Origin of the sequence: Clostridium yunnanense (genome assembly GCF_016595795.1) — a bacterium.
Lineage (GTDB): Bacteria > Bacillota > Clostridia > Clostridiales > Clostridiaceae > Clostridium_AR > Clostridium_AR yunnanense.
The window spans coordinates 46,540-65,271 of record NZ_JAENHN010000027.1 but is presented as its reverse complement, the minus strand read 5'-3'; the positions used below and the strand labels follow the sequence as shown (position 1 = coordinate 65,271).

Annotated in this window: 21 protein-coding genes and 1 pseudogene; 4 read left to right on the top strand and 18 right to left on the bottom strand. The window is 32.3% G+C overall.

The window, feature by feature from the left end; translation table 11 throughout:
* Positions 1–9 precede the first annotated feature (9 nt).
* The 6 genes from JHL18_RS08925 to JHL18_RS08900 all read right to left on the bottom strand — a co-directional run bounded on the left by JHL18_RS08925 (position 10) and on the right by JHL18_RS08900 (position 4,447).
* Positions 10–546, bottom strand: a complete 537-nt coding sequence (locus JHL18_RS08925) for a DUF7010 family protein (RefSeq protein ID WP_200268296.1) — start codon at positions 544–546, stop codon at positions 10–12.
* Between the two features lie 26 nt (positions 547–572).
* Positions 573–1,385 (bottom strand): AAC(3) family N-acetyltransferase, encoded by an 813-nt coding sequence (locus JHL18_RS08920; RefSeq protein ID WP_200268294.1) that lies wholly within the window; start codon positions 1,383–1,385, stop codon positions 573–575.
* 221 nt (positions 1,386–1,606) lie between these two features.
* On the bottom strand, positions 1,607–2,125 hold the full coding sequence (locus tag JHL18_RS08915; protein ID WP_200268292.1) for a GNAT family N-acetyltransferase: 519 nt from the start codon (positions 2,123–2,125) through the stop codon (positions 1,607–1,609).
* Positions 2,126–2,153: 28 nt separating this feature from the next.
* Positions 2,154–3,074, bottom strand: a complete 921-nt coding sequence (locus tag JHL18_RS08910) for a hypothetical protein (protein WP_200268290.1) — start codon at positions 3,072–3,074, stop codon at positions 2,154–2,156.
* Positions 3,075–3,380: 306 nt separating this feature from the next.
* Positions 3,381–3,872, bottom strand: coding sequence for an NUDIX hydrolase (locus tag JHL18_RS08905; protein ID WP_200268288.1), 492 nt, complete (start codon positions 3,870–3,872; stop codon positions 3,381–3,383).
* Between the two features lie 197 nt (positions 3,873–4,069).
* Complete coding sequence (locus tag JHL18_RS08900) at positions 4,070–4,447, bottom strand: MerR family transcriptional regulator (RefSeq protein WP_243277837.1); 378 nt, start codon at positions 4,445–4,447, stop codon at positions 4,070–4,072.
* Positions 4,448–4,702: 255 nt separating this feature from the next.
* Here JHL18_RS08900 and JHL18_RS08895 point away from each other — a divergent pair, with 255 nt between their 5' ends.
* Complete coding sequence (locus JHL18_RS08895; RefSeq protein WP_200268284.1) at positions 4,703–5,086, top strand: carboxymuconolactone decarboxylase family protein; 384 nt, start codon at positions 4,703–4,705, stop codon at positions 5,084–5,086.
* Between the two features lie 220 nt (positions 5,087–5,306).
* Here the strand turns inward: JHL18_RS08895 and JHL18_RS08890 are convergent, their stop codons facing one another.
* Together JHL18_RS08890 and JHL18_RS08885 are read right to left on the bottom strand one after the other, a co-directional pair.
* Positions 5,307–5,828 carry a nitroreductase family protein gene (locus JHL18_RS08890; RefSeq protein ID WP_200268282.1) on the bottom strand — a complete coding sequence of 174 codons (522 nt, stop codon included), beginning with the start codon at positions 5,826–5,828 and terminating at the stop codon, positions 5,307–5,309.
* A 565-nt stretch (positions 5,829–6,393) separates the two neighbouring features.
* Complete coding sequence (locus JHL18_RS08885) at positions 6,394–7,437, bottom strand: NADH:flavin oxidoreductase (RefSeq protein ID WP_200268280.1); 1,044 nt, start codon at positions 7,435–7,437, stop codon at positions 6,394–6,396.
* Positions 7,438–7,675: 238 nt separating this feature from the next.
* Here JHL18_RS08885 and JHL18_RS08880 point away from each other — a divergent pair, with 238 nt between their 5' ends.
* The gene (locus JHL18_RS08880; RefSeq protein ID WP_200268278.1) at positions 7,676–8,269 is read left to right on the top strand and encodes a TetR/AcrR family transcriptional regulator; all 594 of its coding nucleotides are present in this window, start codon (positions 7,676–7,678) and stop codon (positions 8,267–8,269) included.
* A gap of 205 nt (positions 8,270–8,474) precedes the next feature.
* On the opposite strand, the gene JHL18_RS08875 is transcribed toward JHL18_RS08880, so the two are convergent.
* The 8 genes and pseudogenes from JHL18_RS08875 to JHL18_RS26570 form a co-directional block, all read right to left on the bottom strand.
* Positions 8,475–9,425, bottom strand: a complete 951-nt coding sequence (locus JHL18_RS08875) for an alpha/beta hydrolase (protein WP_200268276.1) — start codon at positions 9,423–9,425, stop codon at positions 8,475–8,477.
* A gap of 59 nt (positions 9,426–9,484) precedes the next feature.
* Complete coding sequence (locus JHL18_RS08870; protein ID WP_200268275.1) at positions 9,485–9,955, bottom strand: MarR family winged helix-turn-helix transcriptional regulator; 471 nt, start codon at positions 9,953–9,955, stop codon at positions 9,485–9,487.
* Positions 9,956–10,292: 337 nt separating this feature from the next.
* Positions 10,293–10,478, bottom strand: a complete 186-nt coding sequence (locus JHL18_RS08865) for a hypothetical protein (protein WP_200268273.1) — start codon at positions 10,476–10,478, stop codon at positions 10,293–10,295.
* Positions 10,479–10,598: 120 nt separating this feature from the next.
* Positions 10,599–11,402, bottom strand: coding sequence for an alpha/beta fold hydrolase (locus JHL18_RS08860; RefSeq protein ID WP_200268271.1), 804 nt, complete (start codon positions 11,400–11,402; stop codon positions 10,599–10,601).
* A gap of 114 nt (positions 11,403–11,516) precedes the next feature.
* Positions 11,517–12,143, bottom strand: coding sequence for a TetR/AcrR family transcriptional regulator (locus tag JHL18_RS08855; RefSeq protein ID WP_200268269.1), 627 nt, complete (start codon positions 12,141–12,143; stop codon positions 11,517–11,519).
* A gap of 194 nt (positions 12,144–12,337) precedes the next feature.
* Complete coding sequence (locus JHL18_RS25885) at positions 12,338–13,519, bottom strand: GNAT family N-acetyltransferase (RefSeq protein WP_243277836.1); 1,182 nt, start codon at positions 13,517–13,519, stop codon at positions 12,338–12,340.
* Between the two features lie 190 nt (positions 13,520–13,709).
* Entirely contained in the window at positions 13,710–13,856 is a 147-nt protein-coding gene (locus JHL18_RS08840) for a hypothetical protein (protein WP_200268267.1), read from the bottom strand.
* 51 nt (positions 13,857–13,907) lie between these two features.
* Positions 13,908–14,024: pseudogene (locus tag JHL18_RS26570) on the bottom strand (hypothetical protein); the annotation flags it as partial.
* A gap of 518 nt (positions 14,025–14,542) precedes the next feature.
* On the opposite strand from JHL18_RS26570, the gene JHL18_RS08835 reads away from it, so the two are divergent.
* Together JHL18_RS08835 and JHL18_RS08830 are read left to right on the top strand one after the other, a co-directional pair.
* Positions 14,543–15,505 (top strand): helix-turn-helix transcriptional regulator, encoded by a 963-nt coding sequence (locus JHL18_RS08835; protein WP_200268265.1) that lies wholly within the window; start codon positions 14,543–14,545, stop codon positions 15,503–15,505.
* 100 nt (positions 15,506–15,605) lie between these two features.
* Positions 15,606–16,232, top strand: a complete 627-nt coding sequence (locus JHL18_RS08830; protein ID WP_200268263.1) for a type 1 glutamine amidotransferase family protein — start codon at positions 15,606–15,608, stop codon at positions 16,230–16,232.
* Positions 16,233–16,578: 346 nt separating this feature from the next.
* Here the strand turns inward: JHL18_RS08830 and JHL18_RS08825 are convergent, their stop codons facing one another.
* Positions 16,579–17,574, bottom strand: a complete 996-nt coding sequence (locus tag JHL18_RS08825; RefSeq protein ID WP_243277846.1) for a DUF2087 domain-containing protein — start codon at positions 17,572–17,574, stop codon at positions 16,579–16,581.
* 300 nt (positions 17,575–17,874) lie between these two features.
* The gene (locus tag JHL18_RS08820) at positions 17,875–18,732 is read right to left on the bottom strand and encodes a metallophosphoesterase family protein (protein ID WP_200268261.1); all 858 of its coding nucleotides are present in this window, start codon (positions 18,730–18,732) and stop codon (positions 17,875–17,877) included.

Genomic DNA, 18,732 nt, shown 5'->3' with positions numbered 1-18,732 from the left:
GTGTATGATTTAAATTTGCGATATTTTTTTATTCTCTAATATCAAACAAACACTAAATATAATTTCTATTAAAATCATCATACTTGCAAGAATATAAGGTTTAAAGTTTATACCTACTATAAGGGACAAAATTGGTACCAAAGTAGCAACTACCATATAGGATTTTGATTTATATAGCCAACCATATGGTAATAAATGCGCTCCAAAAATCATTGCTATTACCATTAACATTTTTTCAGGTACTGTTGGATACACCCACATTGCAATCAGTAAATATAGCATCTGATTTGCAGAGAAAAGAACGCCTAAATTAGTTAACGGATTTTCTTTGTTTTGAAAATCAACTTTGATTATTTTTGTTATGAAGAATGCTATAGGCATTAATGGTGCTGTAGCACAAAATGTAAATAAGTTCTTTGTTAAGATAGGTAGTGCTGTTAAATGAATTATTAGTACAGCACACCAAATAATAATAGATGCTAATATAAAATGCAGCCCTTTCTTTTGCTTAATTGCACAATCTAATCGTAATGCTTCTAAATTCATAATCATTTCTCCCCAATTTAAATATTCTACATATTAAACCTATGTTTAATTAGCCAATCCTTTGCAAAATCAACTGCTTCCTTCATATCAAATAGTCTGCAGTCAGCATTGCCAATCTTGCCTACTTGTACACTACACTTTTCCTCAAATTCCTTACCGATTAGGTCAAAGCCCTCTATATCATAAGCATAATCCTCGAACCACTTCCAGCATCTCTCGCCATTTTCCATTATTGCAGCACCAAGTCTTTCTTTTGGCATTTCATTTATAAAGGTTTCTGCAAGATGAAAACTTGTGCAAGAATCATAGCCAACTCCTAATAAAAGAACCTTTGTTTTAAGATTATACATTTTGCCTAGAGGAGATTCTATTCCAAAATGAGGAGTAAGGGGATGATCTTGAGTAATATAGGCTGCATCCTTGCCATTTGCACTAAAGGATCGTTGAGGATGGTTTGAGCGTATTGTATTTGGTACAGTTCTAAACAATTCTGCTATACGTCCCATACCTCTTGTTGGCGTAAGCTCTGGATCAAAAGCTGGCATACTATCATAAATTATTTGGATCCACTCCTTTGGTACAGGTGGTTTTTCCCAACCTGCAGGGTCTGACCAATCTCCACTTTGAGCTGGCATTACTATGGTTCCATCACTACCTACCGCTTCCTTCAAGGCAGTTATGACAGCCTGTGCTCCACCACAAATCCATCCCATGCTAGACATGGAGGAATGCACTAATAATATATCTGAGCTATTCACGCCAAGGTTTAGAAAATCCTCATATAAAGTTTTTACGGTATTGGGCTTATTTGTTTCTGTAATTATATTTCTTTCATTCATTTGGTTTTTCCTCGTCTCTTAATGTTTCGATACTACATAACTTTTTAAATTTATATAAATATACCTTTTCAAATATTTATGAATAAAACTTTTTACCTTCTTAAAATTATAAATTTTAAAAAAGTTAACTTTATAACTATTTAACTATTTACTCATAGAATCAAGGTTTTAGAGGATTTTGCTATCAGAACTTCTACAAAATCTTTTCCCTATACTTTAAGCTATACCCCATATTTAAATGCTAGACTTATTGAGTTATCAACATAAGACTCGTCTACATAATCAAAGGCCCTATCCTCTTCTTCTACGAATCCACACCTAAGATGTGTATTAAGTGAAGCAATGTTATTTTCATAAACATAGCTTTTTAATATAAAGTTGCCGTTTTGCTTCAACTCTTCTATTAAATTATCTATTAATTTTTTTCCATAGCCTTTCCTTCTATAACCAGGATGCGTCTCTAAAGCTTCGAGAAAATAAAGCTTCTCATTTATTTTGTATAATCTAAGAGCACTTACCCATATCTTATCTTCTTCCCATACATATAGAACTGAATTGTCGAGTTTAAAAAAATCATTACTAAGATAATCTAAAAATTTCTCTTCTTCTGCCTTTTTTCCTTTGCTAATATCCTTATTGTCTGGAAAAAAGCATTTATTATTTCCTACATTGCTTTCTTCATACACCATCATTAATTTTCTTGCCTCTACTTGTGATAATCTTTTTACATTAAGTAGCATATCTTATCTCTTCCTTAAGCTAAACTTGTTAATACGTTCTTCCAAAATTCTTTAAGAACTTTGCTCTTTCAATTGCTTTGATAGATTTCCACCAGTTGCCACTAATTGTTGACTCCTTTGGATACTTTTCGTTGTTTTCAAACCATGACCATGTAATTGGCCAAACGTCATTTTCTGGCAAGGTGTCCTGTAAAAAATCTAATTCTACATTAACAATATCTTTATTATCTTCATAGAAAATACTATCTTCAGACTTGATATAATCTGATGGTCTATACCCATAATAAGGCCACTGTTCTGGGTTTCTTTGAATAGAGTTATTTACTAGTTCTTTCAATCTTAAATCCAATTTTTCATAATCATATCCCTGAACCTGTTTATGTCTCATAGCATTAATCAATGAAATATAACCTGTTGGCCCCATATCTCCAAGGTTATCAGTGTATAAATGATCCATCATCTTGCGAACAAGTTCTAGTGTCTCTGAATATATTTTTGAGTCATCATAATGTTCAATAATAAAGGAACAAAATCCTAAAATCACACCCGTACTTTCAGTTCTATTGTAATTTTCATCATGATTATAGTAACTTGCATGAGGATAATCTATATTGGTAGCTACTGTAAAATCACAACCTTCTGGAAAGTTTAATTTAGTGTCAATATACTTTTTTATCCCTAAATAAATCGGATGCTGCATGTCATAGAATTCAATATCCTTTAAAATATTAATAGTAAATAGTGTTGCCATTGGTAATGAATTTACATTCCAATTATCAGGGTCAACCGTATTACCAAACCCACCATCTTCGTTTTGATAATACATTAAAGCATTAACTACATCTTCTTTATTTCCATTCTCAAAATGATATCTCCATATTGCAATCTCAAGTTCTCTTGCATTTCTATGTATCCAAGATGCTATATGCTTTAAGTTCACTTTATTCATAAATATTTCCTCCACAAAATTAATATTTACATTACTTAGTCTTAAATTAGCACTTATCAAATTTAAAACCTCAATTCATATAATGCTAATGCTCGTCCGCTGTCAAATTTAATTACCTTAACTATATTACAATTTGTGCTCTATATACATTTCTTTAATTATACACTACGCTCTCACAAATATTCAAATATATAGAAAATATGTATATCCATAGGCACTTCAATTGTACTAGTACAGAAACAAAAAAAGCTGTACAAACACTACATTAAATAGTATTTATATAGCTCATTTGTACTTAGCTACCATTTATCTAATCATATCTAGATATTCCATCATTCTGTCTTTATGACTCTGCATATACTGATCTGATTCTATAAACTCCAAAAACTCTTCTTTTCTCAGCCACAAATATGAAATTGTTTCGCCTTTTTCAAGCTTAATTGAATTTTTATCACAATTGGTTTTACATAGATAGCCATGATATATAGTGTCTTTACTCTTGCATCTATATATTTGTTCTAATTCTTTGGCTTCAACGCCTGTTTCCTCTTTCAGTTCCCTAATGGCAGCATCATAAGGTCCTTCACCTATCAATGCACTACCACCTGCACTGGCTACATACAATCCTGGAAAATTAGGCTTTTCCAAATCTCTTTGCATAAGCAAAAACATACCATCTTCATGCCTAACTATTATTTCACTGACCAAATGAAATAACCCAGCAGGAATTACTTCACCCCTAACCAAATTGCAACCTGCAAGGGTTCCATCTTCTCTATATCCATCCCATAATTCCATAACTATTAACTTCTAAAATTGGTATTTATCATTCCTCTGAACGGATAAACTTCTTCAGTCATTAAACTCCTAGTATACATTCTAGCATGAAGTAGTTTATCTATAGATGTACCGATTTCAAATAGACTTTATTTTATTCCGTGTTCTTTGTCTTATACACATATATATTCAAAGTATTTCTTACAATATCTCTAAAATCAAAGCTTATTTTTATACCACTGAATTTTAGACTTTAGATTTTCAGAGTATTCTTCCCAGAGTCTTCTTTGTTTCTCCACATAAATCTCATGATTTTGTAATATCTCAAGTCTTTCTGAAATTGTGGAATCTCCCTCATACCTCAAATCAGAATATCTCTTAATATCTTTTAGAGACATACCTGTATCCTTAAGCCGTTGTAGAAACTTCACCCATTCAATGTCTTTATCAGAATAAATTCTTCTATTTCCAAAATCTCTTTCAACCTGGAGCAAACCCTTGTCCTCATAATATCTTAATGCCGAACAGCTTATACCGGTTAAATCAGAGAATTCACCAATTGTCATTTCACACCTCGCCTGTATAAATTCTTTCATAACATATCAAAATGGCATTACCCATTATCTGTAATTATATCATAAACTTACATTTTATTTGAATTTTTCTATAGGGTTCCTAGCTCAACTATTAAGTTATACTTGCCCGAAAATCTCCATAAGCCGTGAGAGTTTTAAAAATAGATTGAGGATCGAAGTGTTTCATCTTTATCTATAATTCATAATTTGTTCATTGACTTAAACCATACTTGAAGTGATATTCTTCAAATATCAACTACATTTGGAGGTTTTATTATGGATAATACAAGATTTATAAAAGGAATGGAAAAATTAAAAGCTGTAGATGGAAAAGGTGGCGATGCAGTGATTCAATCTCTACAAGATATATCACCAGACCTCGGAAAATACATCATTGAATTTGCTTTTGGTGATATTTATTCTAGACCTGTTTTATCACTTCAGGAGCGAGAAATGATTACTATCGTTAGCCTACTTACAGCTGGTGGATGCGAACCACAATTAGAAGTTCATATTAACGGAGCCTTAAACACAGGAATAGAGCCAGTCAAAGTGGTAGAAACCTTTCTGCAATGCATACCTTATACTGGATTTCCCAAAGTACTAAATGCTATCTTTACAGCAAAAAAAGTCTTTCAAGAACGTAATATCACACTATAACCATTATCTTAAACAGAATATTTATTTAACTGTCTTTACCATAACATATTTTGTAAGTTATGTTATAATAAACGCTATTAAAAACTATCATCTAATAGATGTCTTGAACTTGAATTTAACGTAGATAATGTAGATTAAACATACTTATTAGGGCAACTTATTAAAAAGTTCCCCTAATAATTTGCATATTATCAACATTATTCTTTGACATAGCCTAAACTTAAAATTTATTAAAATGAAGTTTTTCATACTGCAAAGCCTCTTCTTCATAAGGCTTTTTTTCCTCTCCAGGATAGCCAATAGATAAAATGCATTGAACACTATACTGTTCAGGTATCCCCATTACTTCTTTAATATATTGCTCTGCTGTCTCTTGTTCTGTACGGAATCTTTTTCTTACTTGTATCCAACATGATCCAAGTCCTAAGTCGTGTGCCGTTAATTGCATAAAAGTTGCTGCTATGGATGCATCTTCAACCCATACATCACTTGCGGTATTATCTGCTATAACTATAATCGCTAAAGGTGCAGCTGCCAAATAACGAGGACCTGGTTCTCTGCACACAGAAAGTTTTTTAAGCAATTCTGTATCAGTAACAGCGATGAATTGTAGTGGCTTTCTTGACATGGATGATGGTGCAAGTAGTGCACTTTTAAGTATTGTATCTATTTTTTCCTTTTCAACTACCTTATCTTCATACTTTCTAATGCTTCTTCTAGTCTTTAATTGATCTAACAGCATTGATTATTCCTCCTAATTTTCTACTTTTCAAACATTTTATTATATTGTTTAAAAAGTATCAATAGCTTTAGTTTCATGGATCCTTCCTATACTGTAAAAAAATGCGCCATTAAGCTTCTAACTTATGGCACATTTACTTATTTTATTTTTAGGCTATGTTTAATAATATTGTTGAAATTAATTAGTTATACAGGAGACGCTCTATGAGCAAGCTATTAGAATTAAATGATTTTGTCAGATGGAATGGCTCTAAAAAATCACTAATCGTTCTTTGTTAGTTATTTTTTACGCATCTGCCTTTTCTGAACGTATGTGAAGAAATTCTGGCAGGCGATAAATTTTTACTTTTTACTTTTAATTCAGGTGACCTTTTATTTTATTAAATTTAAGTTATAAAATATTTATATAATGCATGGATTTTTAAAAAGTAAAAATGTACTGTTCGAACGTAGTGAGTTTACATTTTTAGACATGGAATATGATAAAATCATATTAATTCTTTGCGTAAGCTCATTAAAGCGTCGGATGATTAACTAATTAATTTCAACATGGTGTTTAACAGCGCCTACTTTTTCAATACACATCTTCCCATACTTTCTGGCCTGTTGCAGCCATTACAGGAAACACACTTTACTCTACTTGTATCTCCGTTTTCCCAGCGTCTAATAAAATCACTTTCTGCAATAAATGGTCTTGAGAATGAGAAATACTCGATAGAAGTTTCATTTAATATAGCTTCCATAGCTGCATAGTCTCTATTTCCTCCAACTACGATAATCGGTATATCAATCTCAGAGGCAATTTCTGCAGCATAATCCTTAAAGTATGCTTCTTGTTGCGGCTTGAAAGTGTGGGTACTGCCGCTTATCTCCACTGCATTTACTCCAACCTCTTGCAACTTTTTACAAACATATTTGCATTCTTCAAATGTCATCCCTTGCTCCATAGCATCACTACTATTTATCTTTATTAAAATAGGATAGTCTTCTCCTACCAGTTCTCTTACTTCCTTGCAAGTCTCTATAAGCATTCTCGCTCTATTTTCGATATTTCCACCATATTCATCTGTTCTACGGTTATAATATGGAGTTAAAAACTGACTCAAAAGAAAACCATGTGCTGCGTGAAGCTGTACACCATCAAAACCAGCTTTTTTACTTCTTAGTGCTGCGATCGCAAATGCCTTTTGTATATATTTAATATCTTCCTTTGACATTTCCTTAGGTACAATTTTTGATATAAAATTCGGTATAGCACTTGGACCTAAAATATCTCCTTCTTCTGCTCCAATTAATGAACCAAAGTATGCAATTTGAAGTATGATATTGGTTTTCAAAGCATGGACTCTATCAGTAAAACTTTTTAGTTCAGGTATAAAAGAATCATCCTCTATACTAAGCATATCAAAAAACGGAATCTTGTAGTCAGTTATTTTAGCGTTGCCTGTTATTATGGTTCCAACGCCACCTCTAGCTAACTCTTCATATGCTGCAAACATTTCCTCTGTTGGGTGTCCATCCTTAATAAAGCCATCACCAGTTGCAGATCTAAAAAATCTGTTCTTTAATTCTAACTTTCCTATATTAGTTTTATCAAATAATAATTTCATTCTATTCTAGCTCCTTTTACATAATTTTAATATAATTGAACCGGATATCCTTATAAACTTATAGCTTTTAATGTCAATGCCACCCCTCTCTCCAACACGTGTTGTCAAAGTGATTTCTGCATGTTATTATGATAATATCCGTAGGAAACTAGTTCAACCAACAAAACTTCAGTTCTGTCGGTTAACCCATCAAAGTATTAAAAGTGATGGAGAAACATTTTATTAAGAGGTATGATAAATGACACCTGAAACTAAAAAAATAGATCCAAGAGCTGCTAGAACTCGCATTTTGATACAAGATGCCTTTCTTTCCTTAACAAGAGAAAAAGTTTTTGAAGCAATAACCGTAAAATATATAGTAGAAAGAGCCAATATAAATAGATCCACCTTTTATGCTCATTTTGAAGATAAGTATATTCTTCTAGATCAGTTGCTTTCGGATGCCTTCACCTCTGGCATATCCAGTAAACTTCAAGCTGATGTACAGTTAAATGAAGATACACTAAAGGATTTAATAGTTGCTATGTGCAATTATCATGAGAATATCAGCAATCATTGTAATATGGTTTATAAATCAATTTCTTCTTTTATGGATAGTAAGATACAGCTTAAGCTTAAAGAACTTATTGCTCTAATGTTAACAAACACCACTGCCTTTGGCATCATTGATCAAGATAAGTTAGATCTATTATCCATAATGATAAGTAATTCTATATATGGAGCTACTAGCTACTGGTATAGTCAAGGGAGACAGCTTTCAGCTGAAGAACTTTCACATAATATATTACCTTATGTAATGCCTAGTATTGAGATGTTTTCTTCTAAAAGCTAGTATTTTTTTCTTAATATACTATAGAACTTACTTTTCATTTGGAATTGAAATGGTATATATTTAATAATTCGATAGTTAAAAACCTCGACATTTCTGCCGAGGTTTTAATAGACTTACATCAAAATTTAATTCTAGTTTATTTGTTTAGCTCTGTTTCAGTAATAGCCTCTTGTTCTTAACGGTTTACCAAATTAATAATTCTTTTTTAAATATATTTATTTAAGAAGTTGAACATTAGTGGAACTGCATCCTTAAAAAATTCTTCATCACAGTGTCCAGCATCTTCTAAGATATGGCATTCTACTTTATCTTTTCCTGCCTTTTCTTCTATCAACTCTGCAAGTTCAATAGACTGCTGTGGAGGTACAGTATCGTCCTGTGCTCCATGTATTATAAGAAATTGTGGAACATTGGAATTAACATGCGTAATAGGCGAAAAAGCTTTAGCCTTTTCAGGTACATCACTTGCTAGTGCACCAAAAAGTAATGATTCTACCGAATCTGGCTCACCATAGGACAGTGAAGGTGATATTCCAGTTTTCAATACATGCTCACTCATTTCATCTTTCATAGCAAGAATATTTGTTGGACCACAGAAATCTATAACTCCCTGAACATCACTTGAATAATCTGAGTTTCCAAAGGATAGTCCCTCCAACTCCTTTACACCAGAGGTAGTTCCAAGTAATGCTGAAAGAGTTCCTCCAGCAGAAAACCCAATTGTAATTATCTTTTTTGAATCAAGCCCATATTGTTCTGCATTTGCACGTAAATATCTTATGGATGATTTTACATCATATACAAGTCTTGGATACTCTCCTTCGCTGCTTAAAGTGTAATTGACACTTACCACAGCAAATCCTAATTCTCTGGCTAAAAGAGGTATTTCTAATTGAGTTCCTCTTTTGTCCCCGAATAAGAATCCACCTCCAAAAAAGAAAACCAACACTGGAAATGGCTTTTCACCTTGATCTGGAAGATAAATATCCAAAGTTTTTGAATCCGGTAAATCACAATACGGTAAATCAAGATGTTTAGTTTTAATATCTGATATATTTGCATTTACATCTTCTAAAAAATCAGGTGGAAAATTTGCAAGTATACCCTTAACCAATTCAGATTTTTTCTTACCGCAGATATAAATTTCTTGTTTCATATAGGTGTCATCCTCTCATATTATCAAAATTTTAATTTGCAATGTTTTTAATTATTTCATTATATATACTCGTCAATGCCTGCATCTTTTAGTTCTACAGTCAGTTGTTCATGAACCTTATTTAAAATATTTACAAAAGTAGCCTTCTCATCTTCACTTAATTTACTGAAGATAACTTTATCTCTTTCTAGCCTTGATTTGTGCATTTCTTCATGCTCCATGAATGTTAACATACCGCTTTCAGTAAGTTTATAATAAATTTCTTTTTTATTTTCTGTCTTTCTATATATCTCTATTGCGCCTTTTTCAATTAGTTTTTTTATTATCTTACTAATTGCCCCCCGAGTCATTTCAAAGGTTTTTGATAACTTTGTAACATTGGGGTCTTCCATTTTTTCTATTTGCTCAATGCAATGTACTTCAGTAAATGTATAATCGGTCAAAAACTTCATTTCCTCTGTTTTTTTTATTAAATTATGTATTTCAGAGACATTATTAAAAGTTGTACTAAGAAGTTCATCAGTTATCATATAAAACACCTCACATTTTGTTTACTAAGGAAACAATATCATTATAGCTCCTATTGTTTCCTTTGTAAACAAAAATATATCGTAATACCACTTTGTATAGGTAGAAAAAAGCAGCACTTAGTTATCTATTAATCTCTCGGACACACTCCAGTAGTACAGCAAATGCTGTGCCAATAATCCTATCGTGTCAATAACTATTTTATCAGTGTTGTAAAAATAAACCCCACGACAATATAAATCAATATCGTCGTGGGGTTTATTATAAAGGTGCTTCTCTGTCTTCACAAAAAATCTATTATGATTCATTTTTCTGCATTACTCTTTTATTAAGTAAACATCACTGATTTTTATTCTTCAATTTTACAGCACTATAACTTAAAACAAATATATTACCAAGCATTAAGCCACCTAAAACCCTTATAGCTATGTCTGGAAGTGGCTCTACAAAGCGATTAATATACATAATTAGTATTGAAATTATCATTATAATTAAACTTATTATGAATACGTATTTATTTTTCATTTACTCCTTCCATCCTCATCAAGCTTTATTTCAACAATAATTTACTATTGTATACTAACATTATTATGCTGGATTATAGTAAAAGTTCCACGAATCAGTATAAATGTCCCCCTAATATAATTAACTATTTATAAAGTCGATGATCAACTTATTTACCATCTCTGGATTATCCTGATTGGAGTTATGTCCTGCATGGTCGATAAAATGAAGTATACAACTACTATCACTTTTTGCCCACGGCTCAGCAATCTTTTTAATATTGCCTGTTTTATCATCTGAACCACAAAGTAATAACACAGGATTCTTAAACTTGAATTCTGGATCATAATGAAGACATTTTGTTAAATCAGTTATAATATCAATAAAGGTTTCTTTATCTATCTTTTCAAAGCAATTCTTAACATATTTCTTTACACTTTCCTTGTTTCCACAAGCATTAGCACTCTGCTTTATAAGAAGCTTCCAGGGATAACAGTTAAAGATAAACTTAGTACATTTTAAAGAACATTTTTCTATAAATGTGAGCTTGCCTGTGTTTTTGGTACAATCAATAAGCACTAATTTCTCTACTAGCTCTGGATAATAGTAAGCTATTTCCTGTGCTAAGTTACCTCCCATCGATTGTCCAATAAGAACAGCCTTATCAATATTATAAATTTCATATAGTTTTTTGCAATCGCTAATCATATCTTTAAACTGAAACTTTTGCCCTTGCTCCATTTTTGACAACCCATGGCCTCGACAGTCCCATGCAATTAAGTTATAGGTGTCATCTAATGCCTTAATTTGCTCATTGAACATTTCATCATCAACACCTGCTCCATGAAAAAATATCACCCACTTATTAGTCGTTCCCTTTCTATACCAATAATGAATATTACAATTCATATTTTTAAATACCAAATATCTAGCTTGATTTTCCATACTGAACTCCCCTTATAAAGATGAACCACTTCGATCCGAAATCTATTTTCAAAACTCTCACAGATTCTTGTGAGAGAATTTAAAAATAATAAATTTTATTACGAAGTGGTTCATCTATAGCTTAATCAAATATTCTTTCTTATAATAATACTTTTTCAAAGAATTCATCATAACCTTAAACTCATTTACCTTGCCTTGTATCTTCCAAAGGTCCAAATCCTCCAGTCCTCTCATACATCCTTCTGCAACAGATAGAACTATATCAAGCAGTATTTTTACATCACTTGGATTTTTAAATTTATCATAATCGATAATATTTAATATCTCCTCTTCCTTAGTTTGCAGCATTATTCTTTTCTTTTCATCTATCTCAAGCTTTATATCTTCAAAGTTTTCGTAATATGCTCTTGTGATAAACTTATACAAATACGGATAGTCGTGAATTATTTGCATTCTACGTTCCATAGTTTTATTTATTAACTCAAAAAAGTCCTTGATTTCCTTATCAATACTTTTCTCTTTATATTCATCAATAAAGTCAACAGCAGTATCAAATAAAAATAAATAGTATTCTTTTTTGTTTTTAAAATAATAAAACAATAAGGATTTTGAGATATCAGCTTCATTAGCAATTGCAATCATCGAAGCTTTCTTATATGGGTATATTGCAAATAGTTTATATCCATCATTGATTAAATTATTTTGTTTATCTAACGGTAACTGAAAATATGCTTGATTCATATTATTCTCCTTAATATTGGATTCCTAACTCAACTATTTAGTTATACGTGCCCGATATTCCTAGAAGTCTGAACTTTTGAACAAGTATAAATTAAGTTTCGACACAGGAACTCTTTAGACCAAAACGGTCAGTAGATTAATTTTATTTTAAATCTACTGACCGTTTTTTAGAAGACCTTAAATTTATAAATGTATCAATCCCATTGTCCAGGGAATCTTAGTTTTTGCAGCTTAGGAAACCTTTTATTGTATTCCTCTACTTCTTCCTTTGGAAGATTTACAAAAACTTCTGATTCGTGGAATTTTCCCTTTATGTCTTTCATACTATCCTTTGTCAGTTCAAATCCCATAAATGCATCAAAATTTTTGCCATCAGCAGTTGTAATATTAAAATTATCGCAAGTTTTAAAGCCAATTCTAGGATAATATTCTGGTTCACCAAAAATTACGATTCCTTTATAACCTTTATCTGCAGCTATGTTCATAGTTTCTCGAAGTAGCAGCTCACCAACTCCACAGCCCTGCCATTTAGGTTCTACACAAAGAGGTCCAAAGGTTATGATTTCATGTGTATTTTCACCATCAACAACTTTTGCCTTTGAATACATTATACAGCCTATTACTTCCCCCTCCTTTACTGCTATTCTACTTAGCTCTGGAAGATAATCTTTATCTTTTCGTAATTTATGTACAAGGTAATGTTCGTCACATCCAAGATGATGTTTGTTCCAAAATGCATGCTGTGTCATGAGCTCTACATTGTACCAATCATCCTTTGTCTCCATTCTAATGTCTACTTCTTCACGGTTTAATCTTTTCTTCTCCTCTGGAAACCAACCAAACTCTAACCTTACCTCTTTTCTTTGTAGATCATTATTACTGTAGCAGCAAGCATCCATACCAATCAAAGTAAAGCCTTCGTGCTGATAAAAATCTACTGCATTAACATTACAAGATTGCGTTTCTAGTATAATAGCTCTTCGGCGTTCTCTTCTTGCTTGCTCCTTTGCCATTTCAATTAAAGCACGTCCTATACCTTGCTTTTGATACTTCTCTGCTACCCAAAGTTCTGTGATTCTTAGACGGTTAGACCATAGCTCTTGATCCGTTTGAATCGCAGCAACTAATTCATCATTAATCACTACTCCCCAGGCATAAGCATTCAACCAATGATCTTGGTATAACTTATCTGGAAAATCATATTCTTCCGGTGTGTGAGTTACTGGCTCATTAAAAGCTTTCTTTTCTATATCAATAGCAAAGCCTTCATCCGTTTTATTTACCTTAACATCATAATACTTGTCTGTTGTATACCTAATCGGAATCAAAGTTCCCTTCCATTTATCTTTTGGTAAATGTATAATTTCATATTCCATCTTAATTACCCTCTTTTATATTAATTATTGTCTTAGCATGCTTTATAGGGTCTCTAGCTCAATTATATAATTCATACATGCTAAAAGTCGTAAGTGCGTGATTTTCGAACAAGTATAAATTAAGCTCCCACGCAGGACCCCTTTAGTTTTGCTTACTCCCCATATCTTTCATTTAATCAAACTCACTGCATTATTTTTTGCAACACAGGAAATATTGAATCATAGGCCCTACTTTTTCTTTTTTTTCTATTTGAAAATAATTAGCTAATACCTCTTCAAATTCTTGAGATGACATATCAAATCTATCAGTTCTGCCTAAATACTCCTCTATAAGCATCGTAATTTGATACTCAGCACTTCCAACATCCGGAACATCGAGAACAAACTTTCCATAAGGTTTTAAGATTCGATGGGCTTCAATAATTGCTTTTTCAACAAAGTCTTTTTCAAAGTATTCAAGAGAACCAATACATGCTCCGATGTCAAAAAAGTTTGTGTCATATATTGTTTAGGGTCTTATATCTATCTACACATCATTATCCTATATTATAACTCATATGGTCTATTTAACCAATTATTCTTATTAAAGATGCCATCCTAAAATCTATATAGCTGTTTGAAATGTGTGAAAATAAAGAAACCTTATAAATGAAATAATAGCATATGTAGAATATTTGTAATTCAATACTTACATATTATATAATCAAATAAATGAACATTTGTAAGTTATGACAACTTAACTATAGTTATGGATGAACCACTTCGTAATAAAATTTATTATTTTTAAATTCTCTCACCAGAAGCCGTGAGAGTTTTAAAAATAGATTTCGGTTCGAAGTGGTTCATCTATAGTATTAGTTTATATATTATAAAGAAAAAGAACTGTCCCCATTGATTCCCTTTAACAAACAGAGGGTGTCAAAGATACTAACTTAAATATGAGAAAAATATGTCTTGGCAATGAGGTACATTACATTTATTTATAAATGATACTATTAAAAATCTAGGGAAGTAGGGCGAATTATGCCAAAAAATGATAATATGCTAGCAATTTTATGGATGCTGAATTCAGGTACAAAAATAACTGCAAAGCAAATATCCGAAAAGTTAGAAATAAACATAAGGTCAGTTTATCGTTATATTGATGCATTGTGTGTTAGTGGAGTACCAATAATATCGGAGTCCGGTCATAACGGCGGATATAGTTTGCTTAACAATTTTATCCGAACACCCCTGTTTTTTGATCTTGAAGAGAAAAAATCACTTTTGCATGCTGCTACTTTTGCAATAGAGGCAGGGTATCCTTTTATGGAAGCACTAAATAGTGCGACATCAAAGTTAAAGATGTTCTCAAATCAAGAACAAGAAAAAGTTCTCAATCGTCACTTAGTGGGATTTGAAGTAGTGAGCCGTATTTGTGATCCAGCTGTCAAACCTATGTTAATGGAAATTGAGCAAGCTGTTGCTAATGAATGCTCTATGGAAATTGAATACTGCTCAGGTTATGAAGGGCATCCTAAGCATAGGCTTGTTGACCCCTACGGGATGCTTTACTGGAACGATAAATGGTATGCTGTTGCATTTTGCCATCTTAGGAATGAAATTCGCAGCTTTAGGGTAGATAGAATAGTAAATATTATAAGCACTAAAAATATATTTAAGCGTCCCGAAGCTTTTTCGGCACGTGAGTTTTTTACAAAAAACCTATTATCGGATGTGGAAAGCAAAGTAGGACTTTGCACTTTAGTAATTGAGGGCAAGTCAGAAGCATTGAATGACCTTTGTTCGCATTGGTTTTTAGGATATCATCTGATAGAAAGAACTGAATGCAGAGCTAATTTTTTAATGGATGAAAACTCAATCCATACCTATGTTCCTCACATTCTACTTCAATATGGTAAATCACTAAATGTGCTTGAACCAAATAGTTTTAAAGATGCTATGGCAGCTATTCTTAGAGATTTAATGGCCCATTATCTTCACTGACTGAGTTTGTCAGTGAAGATAATATATAATAGATCAAGATGGAGTTTGAGACCATCCTGTAACAAATAGCAACAATAAACTGAATGTGGAGGAATAGAAAATGAAGAATACAGTATATCTTTATGTATTTGATACGATGGCAGACTGGGAAATAGGTTATTTAACCGCTGAAATCAATTCAGGAAGGTACTACAAAAAGGGATTAATGCCGCTAAAAGTGGTAACCGTAGGAATTACCAAGACCCCTATTACTACAATGGGAGGTCTAAAAATATTGCCAGAAATTGAACTTAAGGAGTGTAGTGTTACAGATACTGCTGCTTTGATTCTACCTGGTGGTAATACATGGACAGAAGCAATTCATGCTCCAATTATAAAAATGGCTGAAGAATATTTAGAGGAAGGTATTGTTGTAGGGGCAATTTGTGGTGCTACAATAGGACTTGCTATAGGGGGAGTATTGGATAAACGAAACCATACAAGCAATGACCTTGGGTATCTTAAAATGGTCTGTCCAAACTATGATGGAGAGATGTATTATAAGCAGGAATCTGTAGTAACTTACGGAAATTTGATTACTGCTTCTGGAATAGCTCCTCTTGAATTTGCTTTGCATATATTGAAAATTCTAGATGTATTCTCACCGCAAACCCTATATTCCTGGTACAATCTTTATAAAACCCAAGAGTTAAAATATTTCTTTGAGTTGATGAACTCAATTCAATAAAATGGCTTAAAGTGGGTAAGATAGCTACTTTTCACCACCTTTTACTTTAGCGTAGGTTTTGTCGGCAATGTCGACGACACCCATCCAAGGAATCAAGAGTATCTCATTGTTTATGATTATAATACTTCGATAATCAGCTATGGTGCCTAAGGAAGAATCCATTAATCTTTGGAACTGCTTGGAGGAGAATATGCAATTAGTAAAGTTAATAAGTATAACTATCAGTACCCATTCTTCAAAATATGTGCATTAAGGGAACTTTTAATAAGTTCCCTTAAAAAATCTCATATTATGGATGTAGCACTTCATATTAAAACTGTTCTTAACCATAGGTTTATTTCTATATTTATTTATATAACTTTAACTTCTCTCCTTCACCTTCAACCCACAGCTTTAGAAGTTCTTTTAGTTCCTCAAGCTTCTCTTTTTCTGAAGCCCCTTCCTTTGGTTTAAGCTTTTCTACCACCTTAAACTCAAAAGCATCTTCTCCGTACTCTTTCCAATCCTCTTTTAGCTCTTTACTTTTAGTCTTACCTAAGTTTAGTTGAAACTTTATCGATTCAAAGGGCTTATAAAGATTTGTACATGTATCTACGAAAGAATATCCGTTAACTTTATTGTATATTTGAATTATTCCCATCTCTACTTCTTGAAGCTTATAATTATCTTTGATTTCTTTTTTATTTATATCGCTCATAATATTCTCCTTACTATTCTTGTAATATTTACTTCCATCATTTGGCCTTGCTAGATACCCATAGTCTACTAGGTATCTACGTATTGTTGCATCATCTTCATAGATTGTTTGAATGATTTTTTTCACTTCTGCTTCTGTATAAGCTTTATCTGGCTCAAACAAATCTGCGAATCTTGGCAGTAATGCCTTCCTTTTTTCTTCTCTAACTGGAAAAACCCTTAGCCTTGGAATGGCTGTTTTAGGCATATCCTCTTCAGCTAATTCCATAACTGCCAAAAAGGCTCTTGCTTGCCTTGCTCTTTCTCTTAAGGCAAATCTCGTATTTCTTACTGTGGATTCTGCACAACCAAGCTTCAATGCTATCTCTTTATCATTATATTTATTTGATACCATATCTAAAAACTCTTTTTGAATTTCTGTAAGCCCAGTATACTTCTTATCCAATATCAAAAGTCTTTCTAAAGGTGATCCATGACTTTCCATATGAACGTTTAAATTATCATCTTCTTGATTAATGTATCTTTCACATATTAAGCAAAAGAATTGGGCTTTTTTAGCGTCCCACTGATAGCCTCTTTTATAATCTTCTATAGTTGCATTTCGAATAAGCTCCAGCATTTCTCTTCTCCAGTCTATTAATTTCATAGACACAATAACACTTTTTAATATTTTTGTCAATTGCATCTTATATTGTATAAAATAAAAAAACTGCTGAAATGACCTGCCTCAGCGTGTTTTTACATATCTACATAAGGAATTTCTAAGATCATTGAAGTATCTAAGTTTATTAGATATAAAATTTATACTTTTCGTTACAGCAAAAAAGCTCTTATCCTTAGATTTAAGGTAAGAACTTTCACTTTTATTCTTGTGTATATACTATACATATTTATGTATTAACCAAACTATTTAATGTTTAATCATTTTCATAATAAATATTGACACTCACAGTATTAATTCTTTCACGGCCTTCTCCCAATACTCTTCAGGGATATTCGGCCAAGCACAAACACCGGTTTCTTCTCTACATATCTCCATTGCTCTTGATAAGACTCTACTATGAGATATATTACCTCCTTGAAGTATACTTTCAGTTACCATACTCCAGAAAGGCGCACGTTCGTAGAGCTTAGCTTCATGCATTTCTTTGATTACTTTAGAAGTGTCATACTCTAGACTTATAAATTCCTCTGACCATATTCCATCATTTCCATGCAATATCAAAAACTGTGTCTTTCCTTCACTATAAAGAGGTACTCCTACAGCTCCTGGGTTTAGTACACATTTATCATTGTGCACTATCTTCCTTTGTACATGGGAATGTCCACATAAAATCATTGATGTTTTTACACTATTAATCACTTCCAAAGTTCTCTTATCATTCGGTAACATTTTTTCATTTATCTTTTCTGGAGAACCATGGCAAATAGTGATTTCTGGCATCTCACCAAATTTTATTTTCCCTACTGGCCTTAGCTTAGCAAAAAAATCTAAATCTCTGTCAGTAAGAGATTTGTATGCATATAGTAATGAACCACTGGCAGAATTTTTGTCTTTCCAGCCTTTCTCACCATCATCACGATATTTAAGCCAATAATCTTCCTTGTTTCCTTTTATAAAATAACATTTATATCTTTCATTAATTTCATATATTATCTTCATTGTCCTTTCTGGGTAAGCTAATTCTCCTATATAATCGCCCAGAAATATAACCGTATCAATATTTCTTGAAAATGCATATTCAAGGCAACGCTCTAATGCAATGTAATTGCCATGAATATCAGATAAAACTGCTATATCCAT